General features: G+C 59.6%; 9 protein-coding genes. 3 read left to right on the top strand and 6 right to left on the bottom strand.

All coding sequences use genetic code 11. From position 1 onward, the window contains the following. Positions 1–2,241: a bifunctional diguanylate cyclase/phosphodiesterase gene (locus E1573_RS10335; protein WP_133213232.1), complete on the bottom strand. Its 2,241-nt coding sequence runs from the start codon at positions 2,239–2,241 to the stop codon at positions 1–3. A 628-nt stretch (positions 2,242–2,869) separates the two neighbouring features. On the opposite strand from E1573_RS10335, the gene E1573_RS10340 reads away from it, so the two are divergent. From E1573_RS10340 to E1573_RS10350, 3 genes are all read left to right on the top strand, one after another. Beyond that, positions 2,870–4,489, top strand: a complete 1,620-nt coding sequence (locus E1573_RS10340) for an NADP-dependent glyceraldehyde-3-phosphate dehydrogenase (RefSeq protein WP_133213234.1) — start codon at positions 2,870–2,872, stop codon at positions 4,487–4,489. Between the two features lie 108 nt (positions 4,490–4,597). Beyond that, on the top strand, positions 4,598–5,065 hold the full coding sequence (locus tag E1573_RS10345; RefSeq protein WP_133213236.1) for a VOC family protein: 468 nt from the start codon (positions 4,598–4,600) through the stop codon (positions 5,063–5,065). 87 nt (positions 5,066–5,152) lie between these two features. Further along, positions 5,153–6,346, top strand: coding sequence for a hypothetical protein (locus E1573_RS10350; RefSeq protein WP_133213238.1), 1,194 nt, complete (start codon positions 5,153–5,155; stop codon positions 6,344–6,346). Positions 6,347–6,383: 37 nt separating this feature from the next. Here E1573_RS10350 and E1573_RS10355 read toward each other — a convergent pair whose 3' ends face one another. The 5 genes from E1573_RS10355 to E1573_RS10375 all read right to left on the bottom strand — a co-directional run bounded on the left by E1573_RS10355 (position 6,384) and on the right by E1573_RS10375 (position 14,801). Further along, positions 6,384–7,814: a sigma-54 dependent transcriptional regulator gene (locus tag E1573_RS10355; protein WP_133213240.1), complete on the bottom strand. Its 1,431-nt coding sequence runs from the start codon at positions 7,812–7,814 to the stop codon at positions 6,384–6,386. After that, entirely contained in the window at positions 7,783–9,279 is a 1,497-nt protein-coding gene (locus E1573_RS10360; protein WP_133213242.1) for an ATP-binding protein, read from the bottom strand. Before E1573_RS10360 ends, E1573_RS10355 begins: the two co-directional genes overlap by 32 nt. A gap of 108 nt (positions 9,280–9,387) precedes the next feature. Then, entirely contained in the window at positions 9,388–10,368 is a 981-nt protein-coding gene (locus E1573_RS10365) for an SCO family protein (RefSeq protein WP_133213244.1), read from the bottom strand. An 18-nt stretch (positions 10,369–10,386) separates the two neighbouring features. After that, entirely contained in the window at positions 10,387–13,170 is a 2,784-nt protein-coding gene (locus tag E1573_RS10370; RefSeq protein ID WP_133213246.1) for a multicopper oxidase domain-containing protein, read from the bottom strand. Between the two features lie 161 nt (positions 13,171–13,331). Further along, a complete protein-coding gene (locus E1573_RS10375; RefSeq protein WP_133213248.1) occupies positions 13,332–14,801 on the bottom strand; it encodes a sensor histidine kinase in 1,470 nt (489 codons plus the stop codon). Positions 14,802–14,859: the final 58 nt, after the last annotated feature.

Genomic DNA, 14,859 nt, shown 5'->3' on the forward strand with positions numbered 1-14,859 from the left:
TCACCCAGAGGGCTCAAGTTGCCAGGCCTGGTGATCGCGCAACCAGGCCTGCATCGCCTCAGCGGGCATCGGCCGCCCCATCAAAAAGCCTTGGCCCTGATCACATCCAGCGTTTCGCAGGAAGTGGTACTGGGCCTGGGTTTCGATGCCTTCGGCGGTGATGCGAAAACCCAGGGCATGGCCCAGGTCAATGATCGCCCGAGTGATCGCCACTGCGTCGTCATCGGCGGGCAAGTCCTTGATAAAGGCACGGTCGATCTTCAGGTGATCGATCGGCAAGGATTTCAAATAAGCCAGCGATGAATAGCCGGTGCCAAAGTCGTCCACGGCGGTGGCCACGCCCATGGCCTGAAGCTGGGCCAAGGCGGCGCAGGCTTGTTGCTGGCTTTCCATCAGCAGGCTTTCGGTGATCTCCACCTCCAGCAAAGTGGCGGGCAAGTCGTAACGTTTAAGGGTCTGCGACAGGCTTGCGACATAGTCGCTGCGCTCGATTTGCAAGGCTGCTACGTTGATTGCCAACGGCCCCGGCAAACAATCGGCAGCGCGCCAGGCGGCAATTTGTGCGCAAGCCAGATCAAGGACTTTTTCCCCCAAGGGAATGATCAGGCCGGTGCGCTCGGCCAGAGGGATGAACTGCGCAGGTGACACCAAGCCATGCTCCGGATCGCGCCACCGCAACAGCGCCTCGGCGCCTTTGACCCGGCCACTGAACAGGTCGATCTTGGGCTGGTACCAGAGTTCGAATTCATTGCTTTTCAACGCCCGGCGCAGGTTGTGCTCCAGCGACAGTTGCGCCTGCAAGCGCAGGGTCATGTCGGGGTGGTACAAACGCCAGGCGTTGCGTCCGCTTTCTTTGGCGGCATACATGGCGGTGTCGGCATGACGCACCAGACGATCACTGCCCTGGCCATGTTCAGGGCACCAGGCCAGGCCGATGCTGCCGGTGACCAGAGCGGCGTTGCCATTGAGGTCAAATGGCAGTTGTAGCGCTTGCAGCAACCCTTGTACCTGCTCGATACACGCCTGTTCGGTACCGGTCAGAAAAAACGCAAACTCATCTCCGCCCAAACGGCACAGCCCGTCCTGATCATCGATCAGTTGCACAAAACGCGCGGTGGCCTGCTGCAGGAGCAGATCGCCCATGGGATGTCCGAGGCTGTCATTGACTTGCTTGAAGCCGTCGATGTCCAGCACCAGCACAGCCAGACGCGGGTCGCGGCTGATTGCCTGTTGCAAACGCTGATTGAACAAAACGCGATTGGGCAAGCCGGTAATCACGTCAAAATGCGCCAAACGCTCCAGTTGTGCCTGAGACTGCTTGAGCTCACGGTTACGCAGGTTGATCAGGTGGTTACTGCGGTTGAGCTGTGCGACGAACACACTGAACAGGGCGGTACAAGTCAGCGCAAACAGAAACAACGGCGAGGCGAACAGGCTCATGGACGGCCATCCCCCCAGCGGGCTCGCGGCCAGTTGCCAAAGCCCACCGGGCACATCGACATTGACCGTCACCGCATGCTCGTCGAACAGATTCGCATCGCCCCAAATCATCCCGCCCACCGAGCCTTGGCCATCGGTGCCACGCAGGGCCATTTCGAAGCCTGGGTCCAGGTCCAGGCCAGCGGCACTGAGCAAACGGTCGATGTCGGCGACAATCGAGACATTGCCCCAGTACATCTTCACGCCCTTGTGCCCCTTGAGGAACACCGGTCGCCGATAGATCAGCCCGCGGCCGCCCTGGTACAACTGCACAGGGCCAGCCAACACGGGGCTGTAGTGATCGCGCGCACGTTGCAGCATGGGGTACTGATCGGGCAGATGACGGTAGTCGAGGCCGATGATGCTACGGTTGCCGAACAATGGGTACACATCGGCAATCACATCGCCTGGTGCCAGAGAGATATGGAGGATATGGGGTACCGACGCCATCGCCTGGCGTGCCATATCGTGAAAGTGTCCGGGGCTGATCTGCCCATCGGCACTGAGCAATTGCGCAATGCCTTCGGTCTCGGCAAATGCCGAGCGCAATTGCGCTTCCAACGCAGCGCGTACCCCGGACAACCGCGCCGCCGCATTGGCGACCAGTTCGCTTTCCTGGCGCTGGACATCCAGGCGCCCGAGCGCCACCGAAAAGCCGATGCCGATCAGCGCAAAGCCAATGGGCAGCAAGCGATTGAGGGTGGTGCCCAGCGTTACAGACGGGACCCACTTATTACCAAGGGCGAGAATTCTCGAGCTCATAGGTCCATTATTCGCGGCGGATTGCTGTTTTATCGGCACCTTGATCGCAATATTGAGTGAGGCTGAATTTTTTTGGTCGCAGACCGCAGAGTCTGAACTAACGCGCTCGCGAAAGCTGAAAGCATCGGACAACACCTCGGTAGGAGCGGGCTTGCCCCGCGATGTGATGTGTCTGATACACCGCAATCGCGGGGCAAGCCCGCTTGTGTCTTGAACGCTGCACATGGCCTGCTGGGTGGTAATCCGACACAACCAGGATTTCAGTGCGCTGCGAGCGCAAGGAAAATGCGCCAAGGTGGCCATCTGGCTTGAATGTGCTTCGATAGCAGCAGGGTAGACCCGGTGGGAGCGGGCTTGCCCCGCGAAGCGATGTGTCTGACAGGCCGCAATCGCGGGGCAAGCCCGCTCCCACAGCAAGCCAGCTTCCACCGGGAGCCCTGCAAGACAGTTGCTACCAGTGGTAGGGTCGGATGCAGGGACCAGTGGTACCACCACACCAAATGGATAAGCTCTCTGAGCCAAAGCCAACCGTCCCCCCTACAATCCGAGCAGTACCCTCTCTGAGCACACCGGTGTTATGCTCGAACTGAAACGTTTCACCCATCACAGAAAAAGAGGTGCTGCGCCCATGGACCGTCTGCTCGATTCGCTGTTTCCCACCGCCAACCAGATCCCCGAGGCCTACCGCCTGGGCGAACCGCTGGAGCAACGCGAGTACCTGGTCAACGGCCAGTTGCAACGCTGGGACGGGCCACTGGCCACGGTGCGCAGCCCAGTGTGGCTCAAGGAGGGCGACGAGGAATGCCAGGTTATCCTCGGCAGTGCCCCGCTGCTGGATGCCGACACCGCCCTCACCGCTCTGGATGCCGCCGTTCACGCTTATGACAAAGGCCGCGGCCTGTGGCCAACCCTGCGGGTGGCCGAGCGTATCCAGCATGTCGAAACCTTCCTGGGCAAAATGCGTGAACAGCGTGAGGCGGTGGTCAAGCTGCTGATGTGGGAGATCGGCAAGAACCTGAAAGACTCGGAAAAAGAGTTCGACCGCACCTGCGACTACATCGTCGACACCATCAATGCCCTCAAGGAACTGGACCGCCGCTCCAGCCGCTTCGAACTCGAACAAGACACCCTCGGTCAAATCCGCCGCGCGCCGCTGGGTGTGGCGCTGTGCATGGGCCCGTATAACTACCCGTTGAACGAAACCTTCACCACCTTGATCCCGGCGCTGATCATGGGCAACACCGTGGTGTTCAAACCGGCCAAGTTCGGCGTACTGCTGATTCGCCCACTGCTGGAAGCGTTCCGCGACAGTTTCCCGGCGGGCGTGATCAACGTTATCTATGGTCGCGGCCGCGAGACTGTCAGCGCCTTGATGGCCAGCGGCAAAATTGATGTGTTCGCCTTTATCGGCACCAACAAGGCCGCCAGCGACCTGAAAAAGCTGCACCCACGCCCTCACCGCCTGCGTGCCGCCCTCGGCCTGGATGCCAAGAACCCAGGTATCGTGCTGCCTGAAGTCGACCTGGATAATGCCGTCAACGAAGCGGTTACCGGCGCCCTGTCGTTCAACGGTCAGCGGTGCACAGCGCTGAAGATTCTGTTTGTCCACGAAGCCGTGGTCGACAGCTTTCTCGACAAGTTCCAGCGCAAACTGGCCGCCCTCAAACCAGGCATGCCCTGGGAACCCGGTGTGAGCCTGACGCCACTGCCTGAGGCCGGTAAAATCGACTACCTCAACGGCCTGGTCGCCGACGCTGTCGACAAAGGCGCTCGGGTGCTCAACGAAGGCGGTGGCAGCAGCCGTGGCTCGTTCTTCTATCCTGCCTTGCTCTACCCGGTTAGCGCGCAGATGCGTGTGTACCAGGAAGAACAGTTCGGCCCGGTAGTACCTGTGGTGCCCTACCGTGACCTGAACACTGTCATCGATTATGTCCTCGACTCCGACTTCGGCCAGCAGTTGAGCATATTCGGCACCAACCCGGCAGAAGTCGGGCGCCTGGTCGATACCTTCGCCAACCAGGTCGGGCGTATCAACCTCAACGCTCAATGCCAGCGTGGCCCCGACACCTACCCGTTCAACGGCCGGAAGAACTCCGCCGAGGGCACCTTGTCTGTCCACGACGCCCTGCGCGTGTTCTCGATCCGTACCCTGGTGGCGACCAAGTTTCAGGAGAGCAACAAGCAGTTGATCAGCGACATCATCCGCAACCGTGACTCGAGTTTCCTGACCACCGATTACATTTTCTGACTGCCGTCCGTCCTGCGCTGCGGATTTTGATTTGCCGAACCCGCGAAACTGTACAAACATACAGTTTCGCGCCCTCCACTTCGCGGCGCGCTAAGGAGGATCTACAAAATGGCCGTCAAACCAATCCCCGAAGGACAACACAGCATCACCCCTTACCTGGGCATCAAGGATGCCGGTAAAGCCATCGAGTTCTATAAAGCCGCGTTTGGCGCGGTCGAGATGTTCCGTCTGGAAAGCCCGGATGGCCGTATCGGCCATGCCGAGCTGAAAATCGGCGACTCGTCACTGATGCTGGCCGACCCTTGCGACATGGAAGGTGGCCTGGTCAGCAGCCAGTCACTCGGCGGTGCGGCCATTGGCTTGCACCTGTATGTCGAGGATGTCGATGCACGCTTTGCCCAAGCCATCAAGGCCGGCGCCACCCAACTGCGGGCCGTGGAAAACCAGTTCTACGGTGATCGTAGCGGTACCTTGAAAGACCCGTTCGGCAATCTCTGGTTTATCTCCTCGCACGTTGAGGATGTGTCGGTGGAAGAAATTCGCGCACGCGCCGCCAAGTTGTTTGCTGGGAGTTGAAAGCGATAAGCTTCAAGCTGCAAGTACGCGCACGCCTCTACTTGCAGCTTTTCGCTTGCAGCTTGCGGCTGCGACTAAAGGACTTTCATGCGAATCATTGAAAAGAATGCCGCGTTGGTGCGTACGCTCACCCCTGCTGAGGATGAGTTGCTAGCCAATTTTGCTCAGGGTCAGTTGAGCGGCCCGCGCCTGCTGCAGGCCAACCAGCTATTGCTCAAGATCCGCGCTGCCGGGCACTGGCTGGCATGCGATTGCCGACCGCGCGCGCTACTGGTGCTCAACGTCAATCTCAATGGCAACACCGGCACGCTGTTTCTGAAAAACAACCCCGGCACCGTCGAGCACGCGCCTGGCTGCGCCTTTACCAAGGACGAGCGTGAGCCTGCTCGTGGGCAAGATGCCGACCCGCAACCCGCCGCCTGGTTGCCGCCCGATACGCCCTTGCGCCTGATCAGCGACTTTCGCCGTGCCGCCCCCGGCACCACCGGAGAACCAGGTGATGGCGGTGACAAACGCGAACAACACCGTTTGCTGTCATTGCTGCTGACCTTGATCGAAGCCGGTGGCCTGAACGTTTATGCCACACACCTGAAAAAAGACCTCTCCGGGCAGTTTGCCGAGCTGCGCAGTGTCGCTAGTCGTTATCCGTTGATTGAGCGGGTGCCGGCCAGCAACTACCTGGAAACGCGCCTGGACATGAAGCACATGATGATGCTCAAGACACGCTTGCGTGACTCCAGCGCCTTCGGCAATCACCGCCGCTACGGCCTGATGCTCGACTGCGTCAGCCAGATCAAAACGCGCAAGGTCTACAACGAACGCAGCGAAGACGGCTTCGATTTCCAGGGGCATCACTTGTTGTGGGGTGGCAGCAAGACCTCAGGGCCACTACTGGCCCTGGCTATCTATTCACCGGCCAGTGCCGGTAGCCATTTCTATGAGCTGATTCATGTAGCCAGTGTCCCAGTGCTGTCACGCGGGCTTTTCTTCCCGGTCTACCGCGATGAAGAACGTGAGCCGTTGAAGATGCTCATTTCGCTGATTGACTGGATGGCCAGCAAAGGTGTGCGGGTGATCCTGCGCCGCCCAGTGATAGGTGGCCAGGGCACGGATGCGTTGGTGCTCAGTTCCGACCAGGACCGTGTCTTGTCGGTATCGCTCAGCGCACAGCCGCAGGGGCCGGAGCCTGAGGGCGAAACCTTCAAGCGCTACGCCGATTTCAAGAGCCTGGATACCTTCCGCAAGTACGTGGCGGGTTTCTTCATGCGCGGGCGTGAATAATCGCGGGGCAACCAACCCAAGGTAAGCCCCGCGATGTTTACCACTGACGCTTGTCTGGTCGGGTCAGCCCAAGCTTCTCGATGCGGTAGCGCAACATGTCCCGACTCAGCCCCAACAGCCGCGCCGACTTGGTGACGTTCCAGTCGGTGCGGTCGAGCATCTTGCGCACCATTTCCCGCTCCACCTCAGGCAGGCTGGTCGAGGTCGGGACCTCTCCGATGCCCTGGATTTCGTGCGGCACCGCTGCTGTCGGCAACTCAAACGGTTCATCGACCAGGCTCATGCAGACGTTGAGCTGGTGCGGCGCAATTTCCTCGCTCGGTGCCAACAACACGGTTTGCTCCAGCATGTTGCGCAGCTCACGAACGTTGCCCGGCCAACTGTAATTGAGCAGCAGCTCTTCGGCCTCGGGGCTGAAGTACAGGTGCGATTTGCCATAACGCTTGCCGTGCAGGGCAAGAAAATGCCGGGCCAGCAGCAGGATGTCTTCGCCACGGGCGTACAGCCTGGGCACCTTGATCGAAATGATGCGCAGACGGAAGAACAAGTCGCGGCGGAACTTTCCCTGCTGCACCATGTGCTCCAGGTTGCAGTTGGTGGCACTGATGATGCGCAAATCGACCTTGCGTTCCTTGACTGCACCAATGCGGCGAATCGTCCGGTCTTCCAGCAGCTTCAGCAGCTTGGCTTGCAGCAGCAGGTCCATTTCACCGATTTCGTCGAGAAACAGGGTGCCGCCATCCGCCGCTTCTACCAAGCCAACCCGGCGGTCTTTGGCATCGGTAAACGCGCCTTTCTCATGACCGAACAGTTCGGCTTCAAGCAAGTTGGCCGGAATTGAAGCACAGTTGAACTCAATAAACGGCCCCTTGCTGCGAGCACCGTCGTAATGCAGTGCACGTGCTACCAATTCCTTGCCGGTCCCCGTCTCGCCTTCAACCAGCACCGGCGGCAGGTCACCGCTGGACATACGCCGCTCGGCGTCGAGCAATTGCGTCAGCGTGTGTTTGAGGCCGATCATGGCCGGCGACTCGCCAATCAGCGACTGACCGCCGAACTTCTGCGCTTCGCGTTCCTGATAGAACGTCAGCGTGCGCTCCATGCGCTCGGTGGCAAGGGCCTTATCGAGCATGAGTTTAAGCTCGGCCAGTACCACCGGTTTGGTCAGGTAGTGAAACGCCCCCTCCTTCATCGCCAACACGGCATCTTCGACGTTGCCGTAGCCGGTCATCATGATCACCTTGAGCTCCGGCGCACGCACCGCCAGGGCCTTGATCAGCTCATGACCACTCATGCCGGGCAACGAGTTGTCGGTCAACACTGCATCGGGTTGACACTGCGGCAGTTGTTCCAGCGCCTGCTCAGCACTGTGACAGACGGTGACCTCAAAGCCCTTGCGCTCCAAATAGGTCTGAATGTTTTCAGCCAGGATTTCATCATCCTCCACCACCAGGATGCTGTGCTCCATGATCCCCTCCCGCTGCTACATTGAAAGTCAGGCTAACGCGGGTTCCTTCCTCTTCGCGGCTGGTCAGGCTGACCGCACCGCCAAAACGCTCCATTATTCGTTTGACCAACACCAAGCCAACACCCAGACCACCCTGTTTGGTGGTGAAAAACGGTTTGAAGACCATACGTTCCTGCTGTTGGCTCATGCCCTTGCCGGTGTCCGTCAAGTTCAGCTGGACTTCGTTCTGCTCCTTCACCTCAAGCACCTCAAGGGTCAATCGGCCGCCACCCGGCATCGCCTCAAGCGCGTTGGAAAACAGGCTATTGAGGATCTGCGTGAGTAACACTGGCTGGCTGACCACCCACACCGTGGGCGGCGTACTGACCTGCAACTGCACCTGGTTGCGCTCGATCTGATGTGCAAAAGCACTGCAGGTATCCTCAACCGCTGCACTCAGATCAACCGCTTCGGCATCGTCCTTCAATGGCCGCAAGGACACCAGTAGCTCACGTACCCAACGCGACATACGGTCAACCTGACTGATAATGTCGCCAATGTTCTTCTGCGAGCGCTCACTGGCAATCTCTTGCGCCAGCTCCGCACTGGAGCGGATCGTCGCCAACGGATTGCGCAAACTGTGGGCCACCGCCGACGACATCTCTCCCAATGCTACGAAGGTTTCGCTGGCCACAAGCTTCGCTTGCTGGGCCTGCAACAGGCTCGCCGCACGGCGCACAATCCAGAACAGGCCGAAATAGATCAGCGCACCGCCGAGCAAGGTGGACGTCCAGATCAGTACATAGCCGCGCTGAATACGCCGTATCAAGTCTTGGGGCTCTTTGTACACCTCGACCATCGACAGCACTTTCGTGCCGCTCTCGTCGAACATGGGAATGTAGTTTTCGATGAACAGGTACTCCGGCTCACGCTGAAACTTCTGCTCTTCACGGTCTTCATCGGCTTTGTGGTAGCTGGCCGATACCGGCACCTGCGAGTTGAACGACTCATCGAGGTCGTCGTCGCCGACAATTTTCTGGCCGATAAGCAAAGGGTTGGTCGACCAGACGATAGTCCGGTCAAGGGCATAGACGTTGGTCAGCAAGGTGTCCGGCAGGTGCTCGACATGGTCGAGAAACTCGATACGGGTAGACGCTGCCAGGTCAGCGCTGACCCCCGAATGCTGCTTGTCCATCCGCGGATCCAGCAGTTGCGCCATGGTGGTGCCGGGAGGCAGTTGCGAATGGCGCACTTCGGCCTTGGCCATCGCCTGAATGAATTGCGCGGTGAGCATGGCATCGCGCTCGACGCTGTCGTTGACCACGAACTGCGTCGAGACATAGCCCAGCCCCACTGCTACCGAGGCAATGATCAACAGGCTGACCACGGAGAACCAGCGCAACAGGTTGAATTCGCGCAGGGTCCGATCAGTTGCAGTTTGCGAGTCACGGCCCTCATCGGCCTGTTTCTTATTCAGCACCTGCATCGGTTCTTCCTGGCGGGCTGTTTTTTTACTTACAACTTATAGCCCAGCCAGGAAGAGGTGGATCAAATCAATTCTAATAGCTACTGGCCCACTGATAGTATTTTGCCTCTATTGCGCAGCAGCGCCCCCACTGCCTGCCGCCCGTGCTTGCTCCACGGCCCCTTGGCGCACGGTTTCCTGCTCAAGGAACTCAAGCACATTGTCGGCATCCTGATGACTCAAGCGTAGGTTGGGCATGGCCACACGGTTGTACTGCTCAAAAAGCGCCACAGCCAGGGCTTCGCGTTCGGCCAGCATGCGATCAGGCTCGCGAATCCAGCGGCTGAGCCAGGCGCGCTCACGCCGCTGAGTGACACCCAGAAGATCCGGGCCAACGTTGCGCATACCAATGCCCTGGCCGTCTTCGGGGCCAAGGCTGTGACAGGCCGCACAGCGGGTGCGGAACAACTCCTCTCCAGTGCTGGGCGGGCGAATCTCCGGAGCCAGGGCGTAGCTTTGCTCGGTGCTAGGGGTTTTCCAGTTCTGCAGGCTGTTGGCCAGTTGATCGGCGAGGATCCACGGGTTTTCGAACGGTGACGCCTTCATCCAGCGCCCGGTGGCCTGATTACCGACTATCAGGCTGAGGTTGTGATCACGGCTGCGGCCATTGTCGATCCCTTCGATGAACAGGCCCAGGCGCCGACGCAGTTCGTCGATCTGCTCTTTGTCGCCGGTCAGAAAGCGCCAGCCCGGCCCGACTTTGAAGCGCGCCGCGTAAGCCTTGAGCACCTGTGGGGTATCGCTGAGCGGGTCGATGCTGATCGAATAGAAAAACACATCACGCCCAACCCGATCCCCCAGCAACTGCTGAACCTGGCGCAAACGCGCAGTCTCCAGCGGACAGGAATCGCCACAGCCGGTGAAGATGAAATTGACCACCACCACCTTGCCCTTGATCAGGTCATCGAAAAAGTGCACCTGCTGGCCGTCCTGGTCAATCAGCGGTGTGTTGGGAAAATACCCCGCCCCCCACGGCGTAGCCTCCTCTGCCAAGCCCTGGAGGGCCCAGCACAGCCATGCTGCGCCGAGCCAGACAGTCAATCGCCCCATGATCCCTCCCCCTTTTGCCTAGTTGCTCAGCTTGACTTGCGGGCCCTTGCCATCGCCGCTACGCCAGGTTGGCAGCGCAGCAGAGTTGACGTATTTGACGCCGTCCCAGCTGGGCAAGGGCGTAGGCATCAACTGCAGTTGGCCGGGGTGGTCAATGTCCCAACGCAGCAACATGGAATTGTCCTCATGCTGGGTGTTGTGACAGTGCTCCATGTAGGTACCGGCAAATTCGCGGAAGTTGATCGCGACCTCGACGTTGTCCAGGCCATCGTTTTCGTTGCCGATGCGGTAGACGTCTTTGCGCGCCCATTTTTCCCACTCAGGTGGCGCCTTGCCGCCGCGGCTGAGAATGATGCCCTCCTCGAAGTGCACATGCACCGGATGGCTCCAGCCGTTGCCACCGTTCTGGATCTTCCACACTTCCAGGGTACCGACACCGCTGTAGCCGGCATCAGTTGGCCCGGTGGCCAGTTGTGGCGAAGCGCTGAGCCGGCGTGGGTCCATGTTGTAACCCAGACCGCCATCGGACTTGATCGTCCACGGCACCTGATCCGTACCATCGGAGCGACCGAAAATGAAGGTCCGGTGCCGGGCCTGGGCCAGGCGCGCCTGATCGGCCGGCAGGTCACGGTGCAGCTTCAGCGGGATCATGATTTTGCCTTCGGCCTTGCCCGGTTTCGCCGGTTCGTAGGCCGCCGGGTCCATGGCCAGGTCCTGGCCGCTGTAAGCCTTGACGTTGAATTGCAAGACCTTGCCCACCGCAGGATCGCCCTTGTCCCACTGCGGGCCTTTGCTGGTCTGCTTGATCACCGCCAAGTATTTTTCCGATAAAACATCGGCCAGCGGAATGTCTTCTTTCGGACCTTTGCCGGTGTCGTGCGCCTTGAGGTTGACCAGGAACAGCTTGTCACCCGCCTTGATGCCGTTCTTGGCGAAGTTGACGATGATGTCGAAGCGCTCAGCAATCCCCTGGGTCGGCAGAATCGCATTGTGGTTCTGCCGGTCACCGTCGCCGTCCAGGTCCATGCTGCCGTCGAACGGCACCGAGTGCTCCATGATGTTGCCGTCGTTGGCGATCATGTGGAACGGCACCCGCGAATAGGACACACCGGAGCCCTTCGGCCCGGGGAATTCGCCCCCGCTGCCTTTGATTTCACGCACCATCGCTAGTTTGAAGTAGCGCGACACCGAGCCATTGAGAATGCGCAAACGGTAGCTACGCGCACGTACATCTAGAAAAGGTTTGTACTGCCAGTTGACCAGCACCTGGTCACCGAGAAAGCCGTCGGTGTTGAACGGGTTGAACCACAGCTGGCCATCCTGGCCCCAGGCTTTATCAGCGATCAGCAGGTTGACGTCGTAGTCGCGGTTACCCCAGGACAATGCCGAACCGCTGGGAAGGCGCAGGTTGACGCCGTCTACAAAGGCTTCGTTGCCGCGATCCAGGGCGCTGTAGTAGTTCATCATCGCCGCGTTGCCTTTGTAGACGTTCTGCGCGGTGAAATCGAGCATGTGGTCGTGGAACCAGTGGGTGCTCATGGTTTCGCGCCAATCGCCGCGAATCTTGATGCTGCCGTTGTCACAGGTTTTCAGCCCCGGTTGAGCGTCGTTGACCCAGAGCTTTTCGCCCGGTGTGCAGGGGAACGCCGCACGCGGGTCTTCGGCGCGGGTGTTGATGCTGTCGTAACCGGCCAGTTGCAGCGGCCAGCGATAGTCGTAGTACTGCCCGGGAAAGAAGAAAGCGTTGGCATAGCCGTCGCTTTCCGCCGGCGAATGGCCGTTGTGTTCGTGGGTGCTGATGGTGTGCAGGCCAAAGCCGTGGTTGGCGGCGGGGTCGATCGGCAAGGCGTTGTAGTGGCGCATCAACAAGGGCTGGCCGTAGCGCACCATCAGCAATTTGGCCGGCAAGGTCCCGTCGAACGTCCACAGCGATTTGTGATCCTGCAAGGGCATGTTGGGATGAAACCGTGTATCGATACCCTTGGTGGTGCCCAAGGTATTGGCCTGCCCGGCGGTGTTGTAATACAGCCCGCCAGGGCCGAACTCACCAACGTTGTAGTGGTGCATCTGCATGGCATCACGCAGCCCGCCGTTGATCCGTGCCCCGGCCTGCACCGTCTTGTACGCCGCTTGCGGGTAAAACTCGTTCCAGCGCTGATGTGACCAGCCCTTTCCTGGTGGCCGCCCTTCAGCCGAAGCACCGATATGGCGGTTGAGGAACATCTCGATCTGCGTTTGCCAGGGGTTACGGTCAACCACATTGGCGTACTGGCTGGGGAATGGTGTCAGCCCCGGCTCTTTGAGGAAGGCATCCAGCAATGCGCCGCTGGGTGCGCTACGGGCCACGCTGACAGGGTCTTGCTGGGGCGCAGGCCCGGTGCTCGGGGCAGGAAATACCTGCAGGCCGGCCGGGCTGGTAGGGTCCAGGCGGGTCGGGCCGAACTCTTCGAACAGCAACAGTTGCTGGCTGAACGGCTGAGCGCCGAACATCGGGCTCGGAGCACCGTTGGTGGGGTAATTGAAGGACGTTTGCAATGCCGGTGGCCGGACGTTTTCCTGGCGCGGCGTACTGCGGTCACCCTCGACCTCATTGGGCAGGTCGAAGGCCCCGACATTGGCCTCTGGCAAGGTCAACAGATTGTTCAAGGCCGCTGCCGGGTCGGCAGGTACATCGCTGTATGCCGACGGATCACTCGGCTCCGGCGGCTCGACATCATCAATCGGGCTGGCTGGTACGTGTGCCGCAAGCAGTACTGTCAGAGCAGTGCTCAGGCACAGGGGGTAATGCAGTCGCTTGTTCATGATCTCTCACCCAGTATTGGCAGACCGGTAATGTCGATTTGCAATTACCCAGCCAAAACTGTTTCAAGATATGTACATTATATTTATCAATACGTTAGCGAGCATTTGGTTGAACAAGTGGGCGTAAAAAGCGGGGGAATGCTGCCCCCACATTGGGGTTTTCAACCCTGCAGCGGCTCGCGGGCCACACGAAAGGTCAACTGCACGCAGGTGCCCTTGCCTTCACGACTACTCAGCCGCACGCTGCCACCGAAACGCTCCATGATCCGTTTGACCAGCACCAGCCCTACCCCCAGACCACCTTGTTTGGTGGTGTAGAACGGCTTGAACGCCATGCGTTGTTGTTCTTCGCTCATCCCCTTGCCACTGTCGCACAGGCGCAGTGTCAGGGTTTTGCGGTTCTGATGGATCAGCTCGATGCGCAATGCGCCCCCTTCGCTCATGGCCTCCAGGGCATTGGCGATCAGGCTGTTGAGGATCTGCCCCAGCAGCACTGGCTGGCTCAGTACCTGTGTGCTGCCCAGCGCATCGATCCGTACCTCTACACCGTGTCGCTTGAGCTGCAGCGCGAAGGCCTGCACGCTGTCTTGCAGTACACGCTCAAGCTCCACCGCTTGTGCCTCGTCGTTGAGTGGTCGCAGCGACTGTAGCAATTGGCGCACCCAGTGCGACATACGATCGACCTGGCTGATGATGTCTCCGATGTTCTTCTGCGCCGGGCCCTCCTCGATTTCCTGGGCCAGCTCGGCACTGGAACGAATACTGGCCAGCGGGTTGCGCAAACTGTGGGCCACCGCCGACGACATCTCCCCCAGCGCCACAAAGGTTTCATTGTTGATCAAGCGCTTCTGCTGCTGTTGCAAATGGCGGTTGGCGCGGTACATCAGCCAGTACAGGCCGCCGTACACCAGCGCGGCACCAACGGCGACAGCCAGCCAGATCATCAGCAAACCGCTTTCGATACGTGAAATCAGATCACGCGGTTCTTTATAGATTTCGACCATCGCCGTGACGTTCTCACCGTCGGCATCGAACAGCGGGATGTAGTTCTCGATGAACAGATGCTCAGGTGGGGTGATGAACTTCTGTTCGGCACGCGCCTGATCAACATCGTGGTAGCTGGCCGACACCCGCACCTTGTTCTCAAAGGCGTGATCAAGGTCTTCATCTGACTCGATCATGCGCCCGACCAAGGCCGGATTGCTTGACCAGATCACCGTGCGGTCCGGGGCATAGATATTGGCCAGCAGCATGTCCGGCAAATGCGCGATGTGGTCGAGGAATTCGCCGCGGGCATCACGCCGCGCTTGCGGGGTGACTTCCGGGAAGCTCTGGTCCAGCCGTGGGTCGAGCAACTCGCCCATGGTGCGCACGTTGGGGATGGAGACATGGCGCACTTCGGCCGAGGCAATTGACTGGATGAACTGCGCGGTAAGCAGTGCATCGCGCTCGACACTTTCATTAATCACAAAGCGGCTGGAAATCAGACCCAAGCCAACAGCCACCGACAGAATGATCGCCAGGCTGACAAAGGCATACCAGCGTAACAAGTTGAACGGTCGTTTCACGGGCGCTTCGCTATTAGCGTGTTCTTGCATGACGGGTGTATCCAGGCGTGACTGCAGGTCCATCGCGAACTCCTGGCTAGTGGCTTCTTAGGTTATAGCCCAGATGCCTTCAATTGCCCCG

The sequence above is a fragment of the Pseudomonas sp. H9 genome (assembly GCF_004353925.1).
Taxonomy (GTDB): domain Bacteria; phylum Pseudomonadota; class Gammaproteobacteria; order Pseudomonadales; family Pseudomonadaceae; genus Aquipseudomonas.